13 protein-coding genes and 3 pseudogenes are annotated in these 19,197 nt (G+C 62.4%); 10 read left to right on the top strand and 6 right to left on the bottom strand.

Features of this window, described 5'->3' with window-relative positions; genetic code table 11:
* Window positions 1-12: 12 nt before the first annotated feature.
* Both C934_RS0120990 and C934_RS0120985 read left to right on the top strand, forming a co-directional pair.
* Window positions 13-1,128 carry a flavin-containing monooxygenase gene (locus tag C934_RS0120990; RefSeq protein WP_018858583.1) on the top strand — a complete coding sequence of 372 codons (1,116 nt, stop codon included), beginning with the start codon at window positions 13-15 and terminating at the stop codon, window positions 1,126-1,128.
* A gap of 125 nt (window positions 1,129-1,253) precedes the next feature.
* Window positions 1,254-1,682, top strand: coding sequence for a plastocyanin/azurin family copper-binding protein (locus C934_RS0120985; protein ID WP_018858582.1), 429 nt, complete (start codon window positions 1,254-1,256; stop codon window positions 1,680-1,682).
* 61 nt (window positions 1,683-1,743) lie between these two features.
* Here C934_RS0120985 and C934_RS0120980 read toward each other — a convergent pair whose 3' ends face one another.
* The 3 genes from C934_RS0120980 to C934_RS0120970 are packed head-to-tail and all read right to left on the bottom strand — an operon-like array spanning window position 1,744 to window position 7,012.
* A complete protein-coding gene (locus C934_RS0120980) occupies window positions 1,744-3,957 on the bottom strand; it encodes a 3-hydroxyacyl-CoA dehydrogenase NAD-binding domain-containing protein (protein WP_018858581.1) in 2,214 nt (737 codons plus the stop codon).
* A gap of 12 nt (window positions 3,958-3,969) precedes the next feature.
* A complete protein-coding gene (locus C934_RS0120975; RefSeq protein WP_018116981.1) occupies window positions 3,970-5,178 on the bottom strand; it encodes an acetyl-CoA C-acetyltransferase in 1,209 nt (402 codons plus the stop codon).
* Window positions 5,179-5,215: 37 nt separating this feature from the next.
* Window positions 5,216-7,012: an acyl-CoA dehydrogenase C-terminal domain-containing protein gene (locus tag C934_RS0120970; RefSeq protein ID WP_018858580.1), complete on the bottom strand. Its 1,797-nt coding sequence runs from the start codon at window positions 7,010-7,012 to the stop codon at window positions 5,216-5,218.
* A gap of 204 nt (window positions 7,013-7,216) precedes the next feature.
* Here C934_RS0120970 and C934_RS0120965 point away from each other — a divergent pair, with 204 nt between their 5' ends.
* The gene (locus tag C934_RS0120965; RefSeq protein WP_018858579.1) at window positions 7,217-7,690 is read left to right on the top strand and encodes a VOC family protein; all 474 of its coding nucleotides are present in this window, start codon (window positions 7,217-7,219) and stop codon (window positions 7,688-7,690) included.
* Window positions 7,691-7,763: 73 nt separating this feature from the next.
* Here C934_RS0120965 and C934_RS35760 read toward each other — a convergent pair.
* A pseudogene (locus tag C934_RS35760) lies at window positions 7,764-7,940 on the bottom strand (diguanylate cyclase domain-containing protein); the annotation flags it as partial.
* A 175-nt stretch (window positions 7,941-8,115) separates the two neighbouring features.
* Between C934_RS35760 and C934_RS0120960 the strand changes: the two are divergent.
* On the top strand, window positions 8,116-8,487 hold the full coding sequence (locus C934_RS0120960; RefSeq protein WP_037090126.1) for a hypothetical protein: 372 nt from the start codon (window positions 8,116-8,118) through the stop codon (window positions 8,485-8,487).
* A gap of 20 nt (window positions 8,488-8,507) precedes the next feature.
* Here the strand turns inward: C934_RS0120960 and C934_RS0120955 are convergent, their stop codons facing one another.
* Window positions 8,508-9,791: a cystathionine gamma-synthase family protein gene (locus C934_RS0120955; protein WP_018116986.1), complete on the bottom strand. Its 1,284-nt coding sequence runs from the start codon at window positions 9,789-9,791 to the stop codon at window positions 8,508-8,510.
* A 120-nt stretch (window positions 9,792-9,911) separates the two neighbouring features.
* On the opposite strand from C934_RS0120955, the gene C934_RS0120950 reads away from it, so the two are divergent.
* Window positions 9,912-10,370, top strand: coding sequence for an Lrp/AsnC family transcriptional regulator (locus C934_RS0120950; RefSeq protein WP_018858578.1), 459 nt, complete (start codon window positions 9,912-9,914; stop codon window positions 10,368-10,370).
* A gap of 105 nt (window positions 10,371-10,475) precedes the next feature.
* Here the strand turns inward: C934_RS0120950 and C934_RS32280 are convergent.
* A pseudogene (locus C934_RS32280) lies at window positions 10,476-13,014 on the bottom strand (arylsulfatase).
* Window positions 13,015-13,182: 168 nt separating this feature from the next.
* Here C934_RS32280 and C934_RS36470 point away from each other — a divergent pair.
* The 5 genes and pseudogenes from C934_RS36470 to C934_RS0120920 all read left to right on the top strand — a co-directional run.
* A pseudogene (locus C934_RS36470) lies at window positions 13,183-13,260 on the top strand (Lrp/AsnC family transcriptional regulator); the annotation flags it as partial.
* A gap of 66 nt (window positions 13,261-13,326) precedes the next feature.
* The gene (locus C934_RS0120935) at window positions 13,327-14,028 is read left to right on the top strand and encodes an SDR family NAD(P)-dependent oxidoreductase (protein ID WP_018858576.1); all 702 of its coding nucleotides are present in this window, start codon (window positions 13,327-13,329) and stop codon (window positions 14,026-14,028) included.
* Window positions 14,029-14,346: 318 nt separating this feature from the next.
* Window positions 14,347-18,180, top strand: coding sequence for a peptidoglycan-binding protein (locus tag C934_RS0120930; protein ID WP_018858575.1), 3,834 nt, complete (start codon window positions 14,347-14,349; stop codon window positions 18,178-18,180).
* A 307-nt stretch (window positions 18,181-18,487) separates the two neighbouring features.
* Window positions 18,488-18,703 carry a hypothetical protein gene (locus tag C934_RS0120925; RefSeq protein WP_018116992.1) on the top strand — a complete coding sequence of 72 codons (216 nt, stop codon included), beginning with the start codon at window positions 18,488-18,490 and terminating at the stop codon, window positions 18,701-18,703.
* A 78-nt stretch (window positions 18,704-18,781) separates the two neighbouring features.
* Window positions 18,782-19,186: a GFA family protein gene (locus tag C934_RS0120920; RefSeq protein WP_018116993.1), complete on the top strand. Its 405-nt coding sequence runs from the start codon at window positions 18,782-18,784 to the stop codon at window positions 19,184-19,186.
* The last annotated feature ends 11 nt before the right edge of the window (window positions 19,187-19,197 follow it).

The raw sequence follows: 19,197 nt of genomic DNA, 5'->3' as shown, positions 1-19,197 counted from the left end.
CCAAGAGCTCGCATGACGGATACAGAAACGATCATCATCGGTGCGGGACCGGCAGGATTGGCCTGCGCCGTGGCGCTGCAGGCGCGTGGACGCCCGTTTCTGGTGCTTGAGAAAGGCGACACGCTGGCTGCCTCCTGGCATCGCCACTACGACCGCCTTCGGCTGCATACCCACAAGATGCACTCGGCTCTGCCGGGAATGCCAATGCCACGGCGGTTTCCGAAGTATCCCTCGCGGCAGCAGGTGATCGAGTATCTCGAAACCTATAGCTCCTCGAACGACATCGAGGTCAGGTTCGGCGTGCGCGCGACGACGATCCGCAAGGACAAGGCGTGGATTGTCGAGAGCTTCGAGGGGGCATTCGAGGCGAGCAATGTCATCCTCGCGACCGGGCTTTCGAACGCGCCGATAAGGCCGTCCTGGGAGGGGCAGGAGCTGTTTTCGGGCAAGCTTCTGCACTCCTCGGAGTTCCGGAATGCCGCGGAGCTTGCAGCCGAGCGGGTCCTCGTCGTCGGCTTCGGCAACTCCGCCGGCGAGATCGCTCTCGAATGCGCCGAGGCCGGCCTTCATGTCGCCATGTCCGTGCGTGGTCCGGTCAACGTCGTGCCGCTCGAGCTGTTCGGCGTGACGACCGCCAGCATTGCCATCGCCCAGCGGTTCCTTCCCTATCGCCTAGTCGACGCGGTGAACGCGCCGATCCTCAGCCTGCGTTTTGGGGACCTCGGGGCGTTCGGAGTGGAAAGGGCAAAAGGCGGGCCGCTGGCCGGCATTATCGAAAGGGGCCGCACGCCGATGATCAACATCGGCACGATCGAGCGGATCAGGTCGGGGGATATCAAGGTGTTCCCTGCCGTCACGAGTTCCGACGATCGCCAGGTGCAATTCGCGGATGGCCGCTCCGGCATTTTTGACGCGATCGTCCTTGCGACCGGCTATCGGCCGGAGCTCGAGGCGCTGCTGGCCGACTTCAAACAACGATTTGGCGGCGCCGACGGTCCCGCGCGCGGAGATCTCCAGCCGGCGAATGATGGCCTCTACTTTTGCGGCTTCACCGCCGTTCCAACCGGCCTTCTCCGGGAAATCGGACTTGAGGCCGAGAAGATCGCGGCCTCCATCGCCGGCCAATGATGTGTCGTCCATCGCCCGGGGCCGGCTTTGTGTTGCCGAGCCTGCGACGGTTGGACCAGCCGTTCAGGCTGGCGTCAGACGTGCTGCCTACATGAAGCGCGGGCTGCAACGGAAAGGCTGATTTGATGAACAGGTACGCATGGTACGCTCTCGCCGCATCTGCCGCGATCGCAACCGCTTCGCCGTCATGGGCGGCTACGACTGTGAAAGTGACCGAAGGCGGCGAGGGCGGCGGGCCGATGACCCTGACGCTCGACCAGGCCACGATCAAGGCAGGGGAAACGATCTTCGCGGTTCACAACGACGCGATGACCGAGGAGCACGAGATGGTGCTCGTCAAGCTGAAGTCCCCGGACCAGAAGGTTCCGTTGATTGCATCCAGGCATAGGGTCGATGAAAAGCAGCTCAAGAGCATCGGCGAAGTCTCGGACCTAAAGCCGGGAGCGGACGGGCAGTTGAAAACGAAGCTCGCTCCCGGCGCCTACCTGCTTCTGTGCAATATCAAGGGGCATTACGAGGCGGGCATGCAGGCCAGCCTTACCGTGACCAAGTAGCCGCGAGATCGAAAGCCAGCCGAAAGCACCGCTGGCTTTGATGACAGGTGCCAGAGGCGGCTTACGCCGCCTCCTTATCCTTTGCGTAAGGGTCGAAGCGGCCGTAGAAGGTCTCGCCCTTGGCCGCCATGTCCTCAAGCAGCGCCGTCGGCTTGAAGTGTGCACCGTAAGCTACGGCTAACGTTTCACATAGCTCCACGAAGGCCTTCACGCCCATCCCGTCGACGTAGGAGAGCACGCCGCCGGTATAAGGCGCGAAGCCGAAGCCGAGGATGGAGCCGACGTCGGCCTCGCGCGGATCGGTGACGATGCCTTCCTCGATGGTGCGGGCTGCCTCCAGTGCGATGGTGACGAGGAAGCGCTGCTTCAGCACCTCGACATCGACGTCTTCCGCCTTCATCTGCGGGTAGAAGGTCTTCAGCTCGGGCCAAAGCGACTTCTTGGCCGGTTTCGCCGGATAGTCGTAGAAGCCCTTGCCGTTCTTGCGGCCGCGGCGGTCGAGCTCGTCGACCATCTTGTTGATCAGCGCCATATGTTCAGGATCGACGGCGGCTTCGCCGAGATCGGCGACGGTGGCCTTGAGGATTTTCTGCGACAGATCGATCGCCACCTCGTCGTTCAATGAGAGCGGGCCGACCGGCATGCCGGCCATCTTGGCAGCATTCTCGATCATCGCGGGCGGGACGCCCTCGATCAGCATGTCGTAGGCTTCGTGGATATAGCGGAAGACGCAGCGGTTAACGAAGAAGCCGCGGGTGTCGTTGACGACGATGGGCGTCTTCTTGATTGCGGCGACGTAATCGAGTGCCACCGCCAGCGCCTTGTCGCCGGTCTGCTTGCCAAGAATGACCTCGGTCAGCATCATCTTCTCGACCGGCGAGAAGAAATGCACGCCGATGAAATCGGCAGGGCGCTTGGAGTTCTTGGCAAGGCCTGAAATCGGCAGGGTCGAGGTGTTGGAAGCGAAGATGGCGCCTTCCGGCAGCACGGCTTCAACCGCCTCGATCACGGCCTTCTTGACCTCACGGTCTTCGAACACGGCTTCAATGACGAGATCAGCATCCTTGAGGTCGGCATAGTCCGCGGACGGGACGATGCGCGAAAGCAGCGCCGCACCGTCATCCTGCGTAAGGCGTCCCTTACTGATTGAGTCCTTCACCAGGCCTTCACCGACGCCCTTGCCCTTGGCCGCCGCTTCGATGTCGCGGTCGATGAGGGTGACGGGGATGCCGGCGGCGGCGGTTACATAGGCGATCGAGGCTCCCATGAAACCGGCGCCGACGACACCCACTTTCTTCAACTCCGTTTTCGGGATTCCGGCGGGGCGGCGGGCCCCTTTGCCGAGCTCCTGCATGGAGATGAAGAGCGAACGGATCATCGAGAAGGCTTCGCTGGTCTGCAGGATCTCGGTGAAATAGCGCTGTTCGATCTTGAGGCCGGTGTCGAAAGGCACCTGTAGGCCTTCATAGACGCATTTGAGGATTGCGAGTGCTGCCGGGTAGTTGCCCGCCGTTTCGCGGCGCAGGATCGCCGGTGCGGCCGGCCAGAGCTGCGCTGCCGCAGGCGTCCAGATACCGCCGCCGGGCGCCTTGAAACCCTTTTCGTCCCAAGGCGCGACTGGCTTGAGGCCGTCCTTGATCATCTGCTTGGCAGCCGGGATCAGCTGATCCGGCTCGACCACCTGATGCACGAGGTTCATCGCCTTGGCGCGTGCTGCTGTCAGCGACTGGCCTGTCGTCATCATCTGCAGGGCCGACTGGGCGTCCGCCAGGCGCGAGACACGCTGCGTGCCGCCGGCACCGGGGAAGATGCCGACCTTGACCTCGGGCAGCGCGATCTTCACCGACTTGGCATTCGAGGCGACGCGGCCATGGCAGGCGAGCGACATTTCGAAGGCGCCGCCCATGCAGGTGCCGTTGATCGCCGAAACCCAGGGCTTGCCGGAGGTTTCGACTTTGCGGAAGAGGCCGGTCATGCGGCCGACGAGATCGAACAGCTTCTGCGCAGCGCCATCGGGATTGGCGGCCTTCTCCTGCTGATAGAGCGAGAACATCGACTTGATCATCGAGAGGTCCGCGCCGCCCGAGAAGCTCGACTTGCCCGAGGTGATAACCGCGCCCTTGACGGCGCTATCGGCAACGACGGCATCAACGATGGCGTTCAACTCGTCCATCACCTCTTCGGTGAAGACGTTCATGGATTTGCCGGGCATGTCCCAGGTGACGAGAGCGATGCCGTCCGCGTCGGTTTCGACGGTGAAGTTCTTGTAGGTCATCGTCTCTCTCCCTTAGACGCGTTCGATGACGGTTGCGGTGCCCATGCCGGCGCCGATGCAGAGCGTGACGAGCGCGGTGTTGAGGTCGCGCCGCTCCAGTTCGTCCAGCACGGTGCCCAGGATCATCGCGCCGGTGGCGCCGAGCGGATGGCCCATGGCGATGGCGCCGCCGTTGACGTTGATCTTGTCGTGCGGGATCTCGAAGGCCTGCATGTAGCGCAGCACGACGGCGGCGAAGGCTTCGTTGAGCTCGAAGAGATCGATGTCGGCGAGCGACATGCCTGATCGTTTCAGAAGCTTTTCGGTGACGTCGACAGGGCCGGTCAGCATCAGCGCCGGGTCGGAGCCGATATTGGCAAAGGCCTTGATGCGGCCGCGGGGCTTGACGCCCATGCCTTCGCCGCCGGCCTTCGAGCCGAGCAGCACGGCGGCCGCGCCATCGACGATGCCGGAGGAATTGCCGGCGTGGTGAACGTAGTTGAGGCGCTCGACCTCCGGATGCGCCTGGATGGCGACGGCTTCGAAGCCGCCCATCTCGCCCGGCATCTGGAAGGAGGGGTTGAGCGCCGCCAGCGCCTGCATGTCGGTGCCTGGGCGCATGTGCTCGTCATGGGCAAGGATAACAAGGCCGTTCTGGTCCTTCACAGGAATGACGGAGTTCTTGAAGTAGCCCTTCTCCCAGGCATTCGCAGCGCGCTTCTGGCTCTCGACGGCATAGGCATCGACGTCGTCGCGCGAGAAGCCGTATTTGGTGGCAATCAGATCGGCGGAGACGCCCTGCGGCATGAAATAGGCCGGGAAGTTCACCGACGGATCCATGAACCAGGCGCCGCCGGACATGCCGAGGCCGACGCGAGACATGCTTTCGACGCCGCCTGCGATGACGATGTCATCGGCGCCCTGGGCGATCTTCGCCGCGCCGAAATTCACTGCGTCGAGGCCGGAAGCGCAGAAGCGGGAGATCTGCATGCCGGGCGCCTTGGTGGAGTAGCCTGCCTCGAAGGCGGCCCCACGCGGGATGACCGCGCCTGCTTCCATCACTGGATCGACGCAGCCCATGACGATGTCATCGACCGTTGCCGTATCGAGCCCGTTGCGGTCGCGGATCGCCTCCAGCGTCTTGGCGGCAAGCCGCACCGACGGCACCTCGTGCAGCGAGCCATCCTTCTTGCCGCGGCCGCGTGGCGTGCGCACGTGGTCGTAAATGAAAACCTCGGTCATTCCTCTATCTCCCTATCGGCGGCAAGCGCCGTTGAACTCAAAAGGCCTCGGCGGCCAACGTCATCATCGTTTCCGCGCCGGTCTCGATGCGGGCCTTGCGCAGTGCCGTTTCCGGCATGATCCGCTCCATGAAGAAACGGGCTGATATCAGCTTGTTGCGCAGGAATGTTTCGCGTTCGGTTTCTCCAGCGGCAAGGCCATCATTGGCAGCCTTGGCCATCTTTGCCCACATGTAACCGAGCACGACGAGGCCGAAGAGATGCATGTAGTCGGTGGAGCCGGCGCCGGCATTGTCGGGCTTGGCCATGGCGTGCTGCATGAACCACATGGTCGCCGCCTGCACGTCGTTCAACCCCTTCTTCAGGTTCTTGGTGAAGAAGGCCATCTGTTCTTCGTTGCGGTTCTCCTCGCAGAAATCGCCGATTTCCTTGAACAGCGCCATGACGGCGCGGCCGCCGTTCTGGCCGAGCTTGCGGCCGACCAGGTCGAGCGCCTGAATGCCGTTGGCGCCCTCGTAGATCATGGCGATGCGCGCGTCGCGCACATACTGGCTCATGCCGTGCTCTTCGATGTAGCCGTGACCGCCGAAGACCTGCTGTGCCATGACCGCGTGGTCGAAGCCCTTGTCGGTCAGGACGCCCTTCAGGATCGGCGTGACGAGGCCGAGAATGTCGTCGGCGGTCTGGCGCTCCTTCTCGTCCGCCGAACGGTGGGCGATGTCGGATTTCAGGGCCGTCCACAGCAGGAAGGCGCGGCCTGCCTCATTGAAGGCGCGGATCGTCATCAGCGAGCGGCGGATATCCGGATGCACGATGATCGGGTCGGCTTTATTGTCCGGCGCCTTCGGGCCTGACAGTGAACGGCCCTGGATGCGCTCGCGGGCATAGTTGACGGCGTTCTGATAGGCGACTTCGGAGATCGCCAGTCCCTGCAGGCCGACGCTGAGACGCGCCTCGTTCATCATCACGAACATGGCGCTGAGACCCTTGTTCTCGGCACCGATGAGGAAGCCGGTTGCCCCGTCATAATTCATGACGCAGGTGGCGTTGCCGTGAATGCCCATCTTGTGCTCGATCGCACCGCAGGAAACCTGGTTGCGCGCACCGACCGTGCCGTCCGCCTTGACCAGGTACTTCGGCACGATGAACAGCGAAATGCCCTTCGTGCCTTCAGGTGCGCCCTCGATGCGCGCCAACACCAGATGCACGATGTTGTCGGTCATGTCGTGCTCGCCGGCCGAGATGAAGATCTTCTGGCCTGACAGCTTGTAGCTGCCGTCTGCCTGCGCCACCGCCTTGGTGCGCAGCAGGCCGAGATCGGTGCCGCAATGCGGCTCGGTGAGGTTCATGGTGCCGGACCATTCGCCGGAAACCATCTTCGGCAGATAGGTCTGCTTCTGCTCCTCCGAGCCATGCACGAAGATCGCCGCGATCGCGCCCTGGGTGAGCCCCGGGTACATCATCAGCGACATGTTGGCGGAGGAGGTGTATTCGCCGACGGCGGCATGCAGTGCGTAGGGAAGACCCTGGCCGCCGAATTGCTCGGGAACCGCAAGGCCAGTCCAGCCGCCATGGCAATAGGCGTCATAGCCGCCCTTGAAACCATCGGGCACCGAGACCGAGCCGTCTTCATGGCGCACGCAGCCTTGCTGATCGCCGGAATAGTTCAGCGGGAAAAGCACTTCCTCGGCAAGCTTTGCCGATTCTCCGAGAATCGCCTCGATCATGTCAGGCGTCGCGTCGGCAAACCCCGGAAGATTGTTGTAGCGTTCCAGGCCGAGCACGTCGTTCAGCACGAAAAGCGTGTCGTTTACCGGGGCCTTATAGACTGGCATCGTTCGAATTCCTCCAATTCGGCACGCCGGACGAAGCCGGCATTTGAGAGTCTCTTACAAAATATTGACGTTTGCGTAAACGTCAAATTTCGCGCTTGCTCGAATTTGTGATGCGATTGTGTGGTGCGGTGTCGGGAAGGGCCGACCGGGAACGTCCTTGGGGTGTCGAACCTTTCATCAGAGCAACAACGAGGAGGACAATCCATGCTCAAGGTCAGTTCGAATCTCTGGTTTGAGAAGGACGTCCAGCAGGCCGTCGAATTCTATGTGGCAACGATCCCGAATGCGTCCATGGGGCGCACGACCGTGCTTCCGGCCGAGACGCCGAGCGGCCCGCCCGGCAGTGTCATCATCATCGAGTTCAAGCTCGGGCATCAGGATTTCGTGGCCATGCAAGCCGGTCCGCTTGATGCGTTCAACCATGCATTCTCGATCTCGGTACAATGCGAGACGCAGCAGGAGATCGACCGGATCTGGAGCACCTTCCTGGAGAACGGCGGCGTGGAGGAGCAGTGCGGCTGGCTGCGGGACCGATGGGGCCTGTGTTGGCAGATCGTTCCGCGCGTGCTGAGTGAGATGATTGCCGATCCCGACCGGGAGCGCGCCAAGCGTGTCACCGAAGTCCTGCTCGGCATGGTGAAGCTCGATATCGCGAAGCTCGAAGCAGCCTACCGGTAGCTCTTGATGGCAGTTTTCGGTCGTGGCGGTGCGGGAACGGCAATCTTGTGGGTCGTGTGCGGGCATTGAAAACGCCTGCAACTCTAGCCGTGCGGATGCGGTTTGCGGCCTCTCGCAGAACCTCATCGCCGGCGTGACGGCCGAGCCTGTCATTGATGCCATTGAAGCCATCCATATCGAGATAGAGCGCCCCAAAGGTCTCGTTCGCCGTCAGCGCGGCTGTTTCTCCGTCATCGATGCGTCGGCACATACAATGATGCGATGGGGGCTGAGGGCAAGTGCATAGCGGCGTTCCTAAATGTGGACAACGCCCACACTGCGCGTGAGGCTTTCGTCTAAGCTTTGCAGGAACTGTTTGCTTCCGGGGGAAGACAGGCTAGATTTCACAAGGCAGACTGATGAAAGAGCTTTGGAGGAGCGATTTTATGAGACGGATGTGGCCGGAGGAGTTCAATTCCATTCTCGATGGAGCCGAGGAAGTCACGCTGGAGCTGCCGGCGGTGGAGCACGAAGACGGCTCACGCAGCGAGGCGGTGAGCCGCAAGGCCCTGAAGGTCCGCATGTCCATGGAGGACTACGAGCGCATCTGGCCGCTGGCCGAAATGCGCTACCGTCTCGATGGCAAGATGGCCGGCAAGGCGATCACCTTGATCACCACCAATCCGCACTATCATCGGTGGCACCCCGCCGATGGCGGCAGCGTCGACAATGTTTCCGACAGCGGCCGCCACTACACGACGAAGTACGTCGTCGTGCATTTCCTGCTCGACGATGTGAGGGAAACGGCGGCGGCCTGAGCCGCCGCTAGGCTCCAGGTTCACGCGGCGTCCAATGCCTGTTGCAGGTCGGCGACGAGATCGTCCGGATGCTCGATGCCGATCGACAGGCGGATGGTCGATTCCAGGACGCCGATCCGCTGGCGGACGTCGGCCGGCACACCCGAATGCGTCATCGTTGCCGGATGGCTGGCGAGCGATTCCGTGCCGCCGAGGCTGACCGCGAGCTTGAAGATCTGCAGGGCGTTCAGGAACTTGAACGAGGCCGGCTGGCCGCCAACGATATCGAACGAAAAGGTCGATCCCGCACCGCTGCACTGCGCCGCGAAGGTCCGCCCGACCGGCGAATTGGCGTCGTGATAGGGCAGGTAGTGGATCCCCTCGACCTTTGGATGCTCGCGCAGGAAGTCGGCAACGACGCGGGCGTTGTTGTTGGCCCGCTCCATGCGGATCTGCAGGGTCTCCAGCGAGCGGCCGAGCATCCAGCAGGAGTGCGGGTCAAGCTGCGTGCCGATCGCGCCGCGCAGTGCCTTGACCTGCTTCATGACGGCCTTCGAGCCGAGGGCAGCACCCGCGATCAGGTCCGAGTGGCCGCCGACATACTTGGTCAGCGAGTAGAGCGAGATATCGGCGCCGTGCTCGATCGGCCGCTGGAAGACAGGGCCAAGCAGCGTGTTGTCGCAAGCAATAACAGGCGTGTGTCCCTGTTTCCTGCCGATCGCGTCTGCGACACGGCGGATCATTGCGACGTCGACGAGGCTGTTTGTCGGATTGGCTGGCGTCTCGACAAGGATGACAGACACCCGGCCCTTGGCCATGGCTTGTTCCGCAGCCGCTTGCACCGATGCCTCGCTGACGCCATCGGCAAAGCCCACCGCCGCAACGCCGAGATTGAGGAAGGTCTTGGCCAGCAGGGTTTCCGTTCCACCGTAGAGCGGCTGGGAGTGGAGCACGGCATCGCCGGGACGAACGAAGGCCAAGAGCGTCGTGGCGATCGCCGACATACCTGACGAAAATAGGGCGCAGCTTTCTGTTCGCTCGTACACGGCAAGCCGGTCCTCGACGATCTCGCTGTTGGGGTGATTGAAGCGCGAATAGACGAGCCCCGCGCCTTTGCCTTCTGGCGGTTCCTTGCGGCCGGAGACGTAGTCGAAGAAGTCGCGGCCGTCCTCGGCGGACTTGAAGACGAAGGTCGACGTCAGGAACACCGGTGGCTTTACCGCCCCTTCCGACAATTCCGGATCGTAGCCATAGTTCAGCATCTGCGTTTCGGGATGCAGGGCGTGGTTGCCGATATGAGTCTTGGAAGGATGCGGTGCGGTCATTGTCGTCTCCTCGCGAGATGCCGTGATGCTCGCAAATTATATCAGAACGCGCGGACTGTTCTTGCTATTTGCCGCGCGGCTATGCTCTATAAAGCAACTTATTGCGGAGAATGGCGAATTGTGACGCAGAAAATTGCTGACGATATGGATCGGAAAATCCTCAAGGAGCTGATGAGCGACGCTCGCCTTCCCAACAACGAGCTTGCCGAGCGTGTCGGGCTTTCTGCGTCCGCCTGCCTGCGCCGTCTGCGCCGGCTGGAGGATGCTGACATCATTCAGGGCTACACGACACTCGTCGATCCCACCATTGACGGCTGGACGATGACGGCGCTGGCGTCGGTTCGGCTCAGCCGCCAGCACGAGGACGAAATCCAGATGTTCGAGAGCGCGGTTCGCGGGTGGGACGAGGTACTGGAGTGCCATCTCGTCACCGGATCGCGCGACTACGTGCTGAAGGTGATGAGTTCAGGCCTCGAGGACTACGAACGGTTCATCAAGGGAAAGATCGCCCGGCTGAAATGCGTCGATACGATCGAAACCAGCTTCGTGATGAATACGATCAAGGCGCGGCGGGTGTAGTATCCGCAAGCTTGTCACGATCCGGGCATCTATTTCGTTAGGCGCCGCATGCTGGGGGCGGATGGCTGACATCGGTGCCCGCAGTGCCGGCGTGTTTCAACGCGATCATTGCGGCGCAGGCTGCATGTGGTGGATCGGGCTGCCGTCCACAGCCACCGCCTGCGCATCCTCGAGTTTCTTGATGTCGTCCTCGCTCAAGGTCGGGCGATCCACCTTGATCGTCAGCTTGTTGAGCTTGGCAGTCAGCGCGAAGGGCGGCGAGTAGTCGGCATCGTTGACGCCCGTTAGCGTGTCGGAACCGACGTCGAAAGCCTCATCCCACTGCAGGATCATCGGAAGGGTGTGTTCCATCTTCTGGGTATCCACGACCTTGCCGTCCACCTTGAGTGTGCCCGTGCCCGATCGGCCGACGCCGCTCATGTTTTGAAGGCGAGCGTTCCGATGCCGAGGCCATCATACTGGAAGTCGAATTCGAGCATGTGCTTGCCGGCAGTGAGCGCATCCGGCCCTTGCCATTTCACCCGCTTCAGATCGACCAGGTTCCAGAGGAACACCGGCTTGCCCTTGAGAAGATAGAAGCCGTAACCGGCGAAGCGGCCTCCCGAAGTCAGGATCATGCCTTCAGCGTCCCCCTGTGGCACGTCGATGTCGGCGGTGATCGTGTAGGAGCTGTTGAGCAGGGACGGAGAGTCGCCCTGCGGCAGGCCCGTCATCGGATGCGTGTAGGTGAACTCGGTGCGGCCGGCCGTGATGTTCGGGCGCGGGGCGACGATGCGTGCGGCGACCGAGGCGTCCATCGGGAAGACCTCGTATTTCTTCGCCTCGGCGAGGAAGAGATCCTTCATCGCCTTGACCTTGTCGGGATTCTCAGCGGCGACGTCCTGCGACTGGCTGAAATCCTTGCTCAGATCATAGAGCTGAAGGACCTGGTTGTTTAGCGGGTCCGGGTTGGCGGTGCCGAAGGCTTCCCAGGGCGCACGGTTTACCTTGGTGCTGAGCAGCCAGCCGTCATTGTAAAGGGCCCATTGGCCGAACATCTCGAAATACTGCGTCTTGTGGCGAGTCGGCGCCTTGGCATTCACCTTGTCGAAAGTATAGGCGAAACTCGTTCCCTCGATCGGCGCCTGCTTGATGCCGTCCACCATGTCCGGCGCCGGAATGCCTGTTACCTCAAGCAGCGTCGGGACGATATCGATCACGTGCATGAATTGCTCGCGCAAGCCACCCTTGTCGGTAATCCGTGCCGGCCAGGAGAATGCCATGTTCTGCCCGACGCCGCCGAGCCGCGAGGCGTTCTGCTTGAACCAGGAGAAGGGCGTATCGAAGGCCCAGGACCAGCCCGCCGACATGTGGTTGTAGGTCTGTTCGGTACCCCAGACGTCATACCATTTCATCTGTACATCGGTCGGCATTTCATTGATGCCGTTGAAGAACGCCACCTCATTGGGTGTGCCGAGAGGGCCGCCTTCCGCGCTCGTACCGTTGTCGCCGTTGATGTAGATGACGAGCGTGTTGTCGAGCTTGCCCATGTCCTCGATCGCCTGGACGACGCGCCCGATCTCGTGGTCCCTGTAGGCGGCGTAGGCGGCATAGATTTCCGCCTGCCTGATGAAGAGTTTCTGGTCCTCTGGTTTCAGATCGTCCCAGTTCTTGAGGATACTGGAGGGCCAGGGCTCCAGCTGCGTGTCCTGCGGGATCACGCCCAGCTTCTTCTGGTTCTCGAAGATCTGCTCGCGCAGCTTGTTCCAGCCTTGGTCGAAGAGATGCATGGCGCTGATCTTCTCTACCCACTCCTTCGTCGGGTGATGAGGCGCGTGTGTTGCGCCGGGCGCGTATTTCATGAAGAAAGGCTTGTCAGGCGCCGTCTGGTTGAGGCGAGTGAGATAATCAATGGCGTCATCGGCCATGCCGGTCACGAGGTTCCAGCCTGGCTTGCCCTCGAAGGGATAGATCTGGGTGGTGTTGCGGAACAGGTTCGGCTGCCACTGGTTCGCGTCGCCGCCGACGAAACCGTAGAAATATTCGAATCCCATGCCAGTCGGCCATTTGTCGAACGGCCCGATCGAGCTGGCGGCGAAGGCCGGGGTGTTATGGTCCTTGCCGAACCAGAAGGTGGCGTAACCATTGTCGCGCAGGATCCGGCCGATGGTGGCCTTGTCCTCGGGGATGATACTATTATAGCCGGGGAAACCCGTCGACTGCTCGGAGATCACGCCGAACCCGACCGAATGATGGTTCCGTCCGGTGATGAGAGCCGCGCGGGTCGGCGAGCACAAGGCAGTCGAGTGGACATTGTTGTACCGAAGGCCATTGGCGGCGACGCGATCCATGGTTGGTGTCGGAATAACGCCGCCGAACGTGCTCGGCACACCGAGCCTGCGTCATCCGTGATGACCAGCAGGATGTTCGGCGCTCCTTTCGGCGGCACGATACGGGGCGCCCACCAGGGTTTCGAACTGAGAGCATCGTTGGTGATGGTACCGCCGAAACTCGGGTCCGGCGCCGGCAGCTGCCTGCCATCGATGGTTGTCGTAGCACCCGGCGCACCCAGTGTTCCGGTGACTTGTTGTGCATATGCCGCTCCTGTAGCAAGAGCCAATGTTGCTACGGCGGAAGCCAGGGACATCAGTCTCGTCAGTTTCATGACGGTTCCCTCCAACTAGCCCAAAATCGAACTCCCATTCATTCCAAGCGGTTCGTTTACTTCTGGTAGAAGATATCACGAGAGCGAGGCCAAAACCATGCGCGTGGGGCATTAGCACAATGGTGGAGTGGTCTAGGCCGGCCTCGAGGAGCGGCGGTTTATCATGGAAAGATCGCCCGCTTGAAATGCGTCGATACGATCGAGACCAGCTTTGAGATGAATACCATCCAGGCGCGGTGGGTGTAGTATCCGCAGGCAAGCTTGATGCTCACCTGCGCCGCAGGTTTCTTCGACAACGACCGGAGGACAGCTATGACCGAGTTTCCTTACAGTTCCGCTCTCATCGTCGGTGCAGGCCCGGGCCTCAGCGCGTCGCTTGCGCGTCAACTGACCGGGCGCGGCGTCAGGGTCGCGCTGGCGGCGCGCAACACCGACAAGCTGAGCAAACTCGCTGGCGAAACCGGCGCGCTGATGTTTGCGGCGGATGCCGCCCAGCCGGCGTCCGTCGCCGCCCTTTTCGACGAGGTCGCGGCGGAAATCGGGGATCCGGAGGTTGTAGTCTATAACGCCAGCGGGCGCCTGCGCGGACCGTTGACCGAACTCGATCCGGCAGCGGTCGAACAGGCAATTGCGGTCAGCGCCTATGGCGGCTTTCTCGTTTGCCAGCAGGCTGCAAGGCGCATGATCCCCCAAGGGCGCGGAGCGATCCTGTTTACCGGGGCGACGGCGAGCGTGAAGGGATATGCCCAGTCGGCCGCGTTTGCCATGGGCAAGTTCGCCCTTCGCGGCCTTGCCCAGAGCGCTGCCCGTGAATTGGGGCCGAAGGGAATTCACGTCGCCCATTTCATCATCGATGGCGGAATCCGATCGGAGGTGCGCCGGGAAGACCCGGCCAAGCCGGATGCGACGCTCGACCCGGATGCCATCGCGCAGACCTACATCGATGTCTTACTGCAGCACCGAAGCGCCTGGTCACAGGAAATCGAGGTTCGGCCATGGACGGAATCGTTCTGATTTCCGTCTTGAGCCTTTCAGGGGACTGGCCGATTTCAGCACGCAAAGTGCTGAAAATCCTGAAAAGTTAAAAAAATCTCACGTCGGTTAACGGGTTATTTACCACGTTTCGTGAAAGGTGCTGTTTGAGCATTGGCGACTTGCGTTCCTTTTTTCAGTCTCGCGTTTCATGGGAATGCCGCTACGCCGTACAGGTTGAGGAAAGTCTAATTGATTATCCCTTCATGAACGGTGCTCACGCCCGCATTCCGATGCGGCGGTGACGGAAGCCAATGATCGGCCCTGACGAGGGTTCGGACAGATGAAGCGAGCAAGAAGATGAACGGATCGCGATCAAATTCCCCACGGCATTCCGACAGGGCTTCGCTCGATGCGCTGAACCGCACCATCGAAGGCCTGGAGGCGAGGATCGAGGGTCTGATGGGTGCGGGTGCTCGCGACCAGCGCCAACGCGCTCCGGCGCCGGAGCGCGACGTCTACTCTGATCCTTACGCCGCCCGCGCATCCCATGCCGCCGAGGCGCGGCCGGATCCTTTCGCAGAAATTCGCCAGCGCCAGCGCATCCTGGAAGCAAGCCGGGAACGTCCTGCTGCGCGCGAACCCGCCGCCTACACGCGCGAGCAGCCGGCTCCGTCGCGTGCGCCGCTCCCTGTTGCCGAACGCGCGCCGCGTCCCGCCGCTGCGCAACCGGCCTCGGCACAGCCGGCCTATCGTCCGGCGGAAGACACGATGACCGAGATCGCGCAAGCGCTCGTCAATCTTCGCCAGGACCTGAAGCGTGACATCTCCGATGGCGTGACGCGCGAAATGAACGCATTGCGAGAAGAGATCCGCAGCATCAAGGTCGGCGCGGAAGACAACCGGTTCGCCGATGACATCCGTGCCGATATGACCCGCCTCGCAAGCAGCATCGATCAGCTTGCCAGCCGCTCCAGCGCGCCTGAGGCGCAAGGGCTGCGTGGCGAGTTCGAAGAGCTCCGCTCGTTGATGGACGGGCTCGCCCGCGAGGATTCCATTCGCCACATGGAGACCCGCTGGGACGGCGTCGAGAACCAGCTGCATGCGCTCGACACCGCCGGCCTGCAGGAGGAGCTTGTGGCGCTTGCCTACCGGCTCGACGATATCAAGCGCCATATCGGCGGCATGGGGGAAAGCCCGGCCGTTCGCGCGCTGGAGGACAAGCTTATTTCCATCGCCACGGCGATGGAGCAGTTCGGCAGCATGATCCAGCCGCACGATCGGGCGATGGCCGAGCAGTTTGCGGCAATGGATAGCCGTCTCGACGAAATCAGCCGTGCTATCGCGGCAACCGGCCGCGCTGCCGCCAGCGGCGATCCGGCCATGATGCATCGTCTCGAAGGCCGCCTGAACGCCCTGGGCGAGCAGATCGATCTAATGGGTCATAGCGTCGCGAGCCGCGCGGCCCCGACCGATGCCCTGGCGGATCGGTTGGAAACCCTGACGTTGCGCGTCGAGGAACTCGCCAACGCCGAGGCGACCTCGCGCCTCGACGAGCGCCTGGAGCATCTGTCCTACCTGCTCGAGCGGAGCCACAAGGCTGCGCCACAGCCGGAACTGACCGGCGCACTCGCAGATATCTCGCGCAAGATCGACGCACTCGAAGTCGGCTCGGTCAACGATGCGCTTGCGCAGCGCCTCGACTATCTCGCGCGCCGCATCGACGAGATGGACTTCCAGCCGCTTCAGCCCGTCGTTGCTTCCGTGGACGACAGTGCTATCAGGCGCATCGAAGGGCGGCTCGGCGATATCGTCGCACGCCTGGAGGAAAGCACCGCGGCACCGGCGGCTGATACGCATGCGCTACGCAACCTCGAGGACCAGATCGCAAACCTTTCGGCGCTTATGAGCGAGCCGCGGCCGGCTGCCGAACTGCCGGCGGAATTCGACCGCCGCATGGGCGCGATCGAAGACTACATGGCGACCAGCGACGAATACATCATCGAGGCTGCCCGCCAGGCGGCGGAAGCGGTGGTCGAAGCCTATGCAAGAAACGGTGCCCTGCAAGGTGGCGCGCCGGCTGCGGCTGATATGTCGGCGCTCCATGCGCTTGCCGAAGACTTGCGTCAGCTCGAAGACCTGAGCCGCAGCAGCGAAGAGCGCACGCACAAGACCTTCCAGGCCCTGCACGAAACGCTGGTCCAGATCGCCGAGCGACTGGACACCATGGAAGACCGCGCGGTCGCAAGGCCGGCAGCGAGAATGCCGGCGGCCGATGTCGATTTTGCCGTCGATACTTTTACGATGATGCAGGCCGGCGCCGAGGAAGCACAGAAGCCGGTGGTTTTCGGAACCCGCGCCTCGGCAAGCAGTCAGCCCGAGGTCGCCGACGAAGCGCCCGCCCTACCGGTCATGGCGACGACCGACACCAGTGTGGTCGCGATCGAAGCGGCAATGAAGCCCGTATCATCCGCAGCTCCCTCCAAGGGTAGCCTGCTTGCTGGCCTCGGCAAGCGCCTGCTGCCCGGCAAGAAGGCCAAGGCTGAGGCCGCCACCGCTGAACGCACGCTCATCGACCCGGCTCCTTCCATCGATCCGGTCGATGTGATGCCGCCGGAAGCTGCCAATGAGCCACTGGAGCCCGGCTCCGGCGCGCCTGACGTCAAGAAGATCCTCGAGCGCGTGCGCGCCAGCCAGAACGCCGCCCGCGTGAATGCGAAGCCGGCAACGGAAAACGAGCGCGCGGACTACATCGCCGCAGCCCGCCGCGCCGCGCAGGCTGCTGCGATGGAGACAGAGCCGAGCGCCAAGCCACAGCCAGCCAAGGCCGACAGGAAGGCAAAGGACAAGGATGCGGTGAAGGGGAGCGCCTTCTCGCGCTTCCGCCGTCCGATCCTGCTGGCCGTCGGTGCCGTATTGCTGGCCATCATGGCGTTCCCGCTTGCCCGCACGCTGACGACCGGCCAGCCGGCGCCGTCCGCCGAAGTGGCGGTGCTGACCGATTCATCCAGCAATGCCCTGCCGGTGGACAGCGAGACGGCGCCCGACCAGGCCGTGGTAGCCGCTCCGGAGGTTCCGGCCACTGAAGCCCCGGCCGTGGACGCACTGGCCGCGCCGCTTGCGAGCAGCGATACGGCACCGGCGCCGGCAGCACCCGACCATCTGACGGCCGCCGCACCGCTGACCGGCGACGCGGTTGCCCCGCTCGCGCCCTCCGGCGCTCCCCAGGACGCCTCCGGTTTCGTTGCCAAGGAAACGACGCCGGCTGCTGCCGGCATGGCGACGACGCCTGCCGCTCCGGTGGCGGAAACAGCCGGCATTGCCATTCCCGACGCGGTACAGCCGAAGTCGCTCGCGGATGCCGCCAGGAGCGGCGATCCGCTGGCGCTGTTTGAAATCGGCGCCCGCTACAGCGAAGGCCGGGCCGGCGTCGCCGCCGATCCGAAGGAAGCGATAAGCTGGTATCAGCTCGCCGCCGACAAGGGCTTCGGCCCGGCGGAGTATCGCCTCGGAAACATCTACGAGAAGGGCACAGGCGTCGACCGCGACATCGCCAAGGCGAAGCAGTATTACGAGCAGGCGGCAAACCGCGGCAACGCCAGCGCGATGCACAATCTCGCCGTGCTCTATGCCTCCGGCGCGCTCGGCCAGCAGGATTACAAGGCAGCCGCGGACTGGTTCGTCAAGGCAGCTGACCTCGGCATCACCGACAGCCAGTTCAACCTGGCGATCCTCTGTGCCCGCGGCAATGGGATCACGCAGGATCTGACCGAGTCCTACAAGTGGTTTGCGATTGCCGCCAAGGGCGGTGACAAGGACGCGGCACAGAAGCGCGAGGAAGTTGCGAAAGCCATCAAGCCGGACCAGCTTGAGAAGGCGCGTGCCAAGGTTGACCAGTGGAAGGCCGTGCCGCTCGACAGCAAGGCGAATGGCGTGGACCTTCCCGACGAGTGGGTCGGCAATGCCACCAAGACCTCGACCGTCGATATGAAGAAGGCGATCCGCAACATCCAGGCGATCCTCAACAACAACGGCTTCGACGCTGGCCAGCCGGACGGCGAGATGGGCGCGAAGACGGTTGCGGCGATCAAGAACTTCCAGAAATCGATCGGCCAGGAGCCGAGCGGGAAGATCAACGACGATACGGTGAAGGCCCTGCTGGCGCGCAACAAGGGTCCTGCCACCAAGGTCTGACCAAACGTTCGCCCGATCTCCCAGGCCGCGCATGAGAGATCGGCACGTATGCGCGCTTGGCGTGCAGGTCCATGCAAGCTTCGCGGAATACCTATGAGCACAGGCCTTGATGCAGTTGATCGACCCGCGAATGGCACGATTGTATTTTATCGTGGCTCAGGCGGAGTAATTTCGCATTCGACGTGTATTTCTTTGGCAAATGCTATTTGCAAAATATTGCAACTATGATTCTTCTTGCTGCGTAAGTGCTCTGCGTATCGTGATTCGTGAATATCTTTGATGCTGAATGACTTGGCGGAGATTCCGAATGATAGGTCTGGATATTGAGAGTTGGGCGCTGACGCGAGCTCATCATATTGTCCTGAACGAGGGATTGAATCTTGCGAAGGCGGCGCAAGATCTGGATCGCAAGCGGTCGCGTACGCTGGTATACGAGCTTCAGAAAGTTATCGCCGCCGCCATTCTTGAAGCGCATGCAGCCTCGATCAATTCCAATAGACTGCAGGCGGGGCAGGAAGCCTGATTTTGTCTTGCCTGGACGCGGTGGCCATCGACTGAACTCGGCGACTCCGGCCGTTGCAAAGGGCGGAGGAGGAACCCCATGAAGAGGACCTACACGGGCAGCTGCCATTGCGGCAAAATCCGCTATGAGGTCGATGCCGATCTCCAGGCCGGCACCGGTCGCTGCAATTGCTCGGTCTGCGGCAAGCGGCGCTATTGGGGCGCGATCGTCAAGCCTGAGGATTTCCGCCTGCTGTGCGAGGAGACAGCGGCGGGCGACTACCAGTTCGCATCGATGAGCGGCCATCACCGCTTCTGCCGGATCTGCGGCCTGCATGCCTACGGGCATGGCCATATTCCCGAGATCGGCGGCGACTACGTTTCGATCAATATCGCCTGCCTCGACGACATAACGCCGGAGGAGCTCGCCGCGCTGCCCATCCGCTACATGGATGGGCGCCACGACAACTGGTGGAATGAGCCGGCGGTGACGAGTTACCTCTAGGCCCTTTCAGG

This window comes from Rhizobium sp. 42MFCr.1 (assembly GCF_000377185.1).
Taxonomy (GTDB): Bacteria; Pseudomonadota; Alphaproteobacteria; order Rhizobiales; family Rhizobiaceae; genus Rhizobium; species Rhizobium altiplani.
The sequence above is the reverse complement of the archived record's forward strand: the minus strand, read 5'-3'. Positions and strand labels throughout refer to the sequence as shown.

Excerpts from the sequence above, each read along its gene's own strand:
- C934_RS0120965 (WP_018858579.1), top strand. The coding sequence starts at position 7,217 with ATGCTCAAGGTCAGTTCGAATCTCTGGTTTGAGAAGGACGTCCAGCAG.
- C934_RS0120970 (WP_018858580.1), bottom strand. The coding sequence starts at position 7,012 with ATGCCAGTCTATAAGGCCCCGGTAAACGACACGCTTTTCGTGCTGAAC.
- C934_RS0120960 (WP_037090126.1), top strand. The coding sequence starts at position 8,116 with ATGAGACGGATGTGGCCGGAGGAGTTCAATTCCATTCTCGATGGAGCC.
- C934_RS0120975 (WP_018116981.1), bottom strand. The coding sequence starts at position 5,178 with ATGACCGAGGTTTTCATTTACGACCACGTGCGCACGCCACGCGGCCGC.
- C934_RS0120980 (WP_018858581.1), bottom strand. The coding sequence starts at position 3,957 with ATGACCTACAAGAACTTCACCGTCGAAACCGACGCGGACGGCATCGCT.
- C934_RS0120985 (WP_018858582.1), top strand. The coding sequence starts at position 1,254 with ATGAACAGGTACGCATGGTACGCTCTCGCCGCATCTGCCGCGATCGCA.
- C934_RS0120990 (WP_018858583.1), top strand. The coding sequence starts at position 13 with ATGACGGATACAGAAACGATCATCATCGGTGCGGGACCGGCAGGATTG.
- C934_RS0120920 (WP_018116993.1), top strand. The coding sequence starts at position 18,782 with ATGAAGAGGACCTACACGGGCAGCTGCCATTGCGGCAAAATCCGCTAT.
- C934_RS0120930 (WP_018858575.1), top strand. The coding sequence starts at position 14,347 with ATGAACGGATCGCGATCAAATTCCCCACGGCATTCCGACAGGGCTTCG.
- C934_RS0120955 (WP_018116986.1), bottom strand. The coding sequence starts at position 9,791 with ATGACCGCACCGCATCCTTCCAAGACTCATATCGGCAACCACGCCCTG.
- C934_RS0120935 (WP_018858576.1), top strand. The coding sequence starts at position 13,327 with ATGACCGAGTTTCCTTACAGTTCCGCTCTCATCGTCGGTGCAGGCCCG.
- C934_RS0120925 (WP_018116992.1), top strand. The coding sequence starts at position 18,488 with ATGATAGGTCTGGATATTGAGAGTTGGGCGCTGACGCGAGCTCATCAT.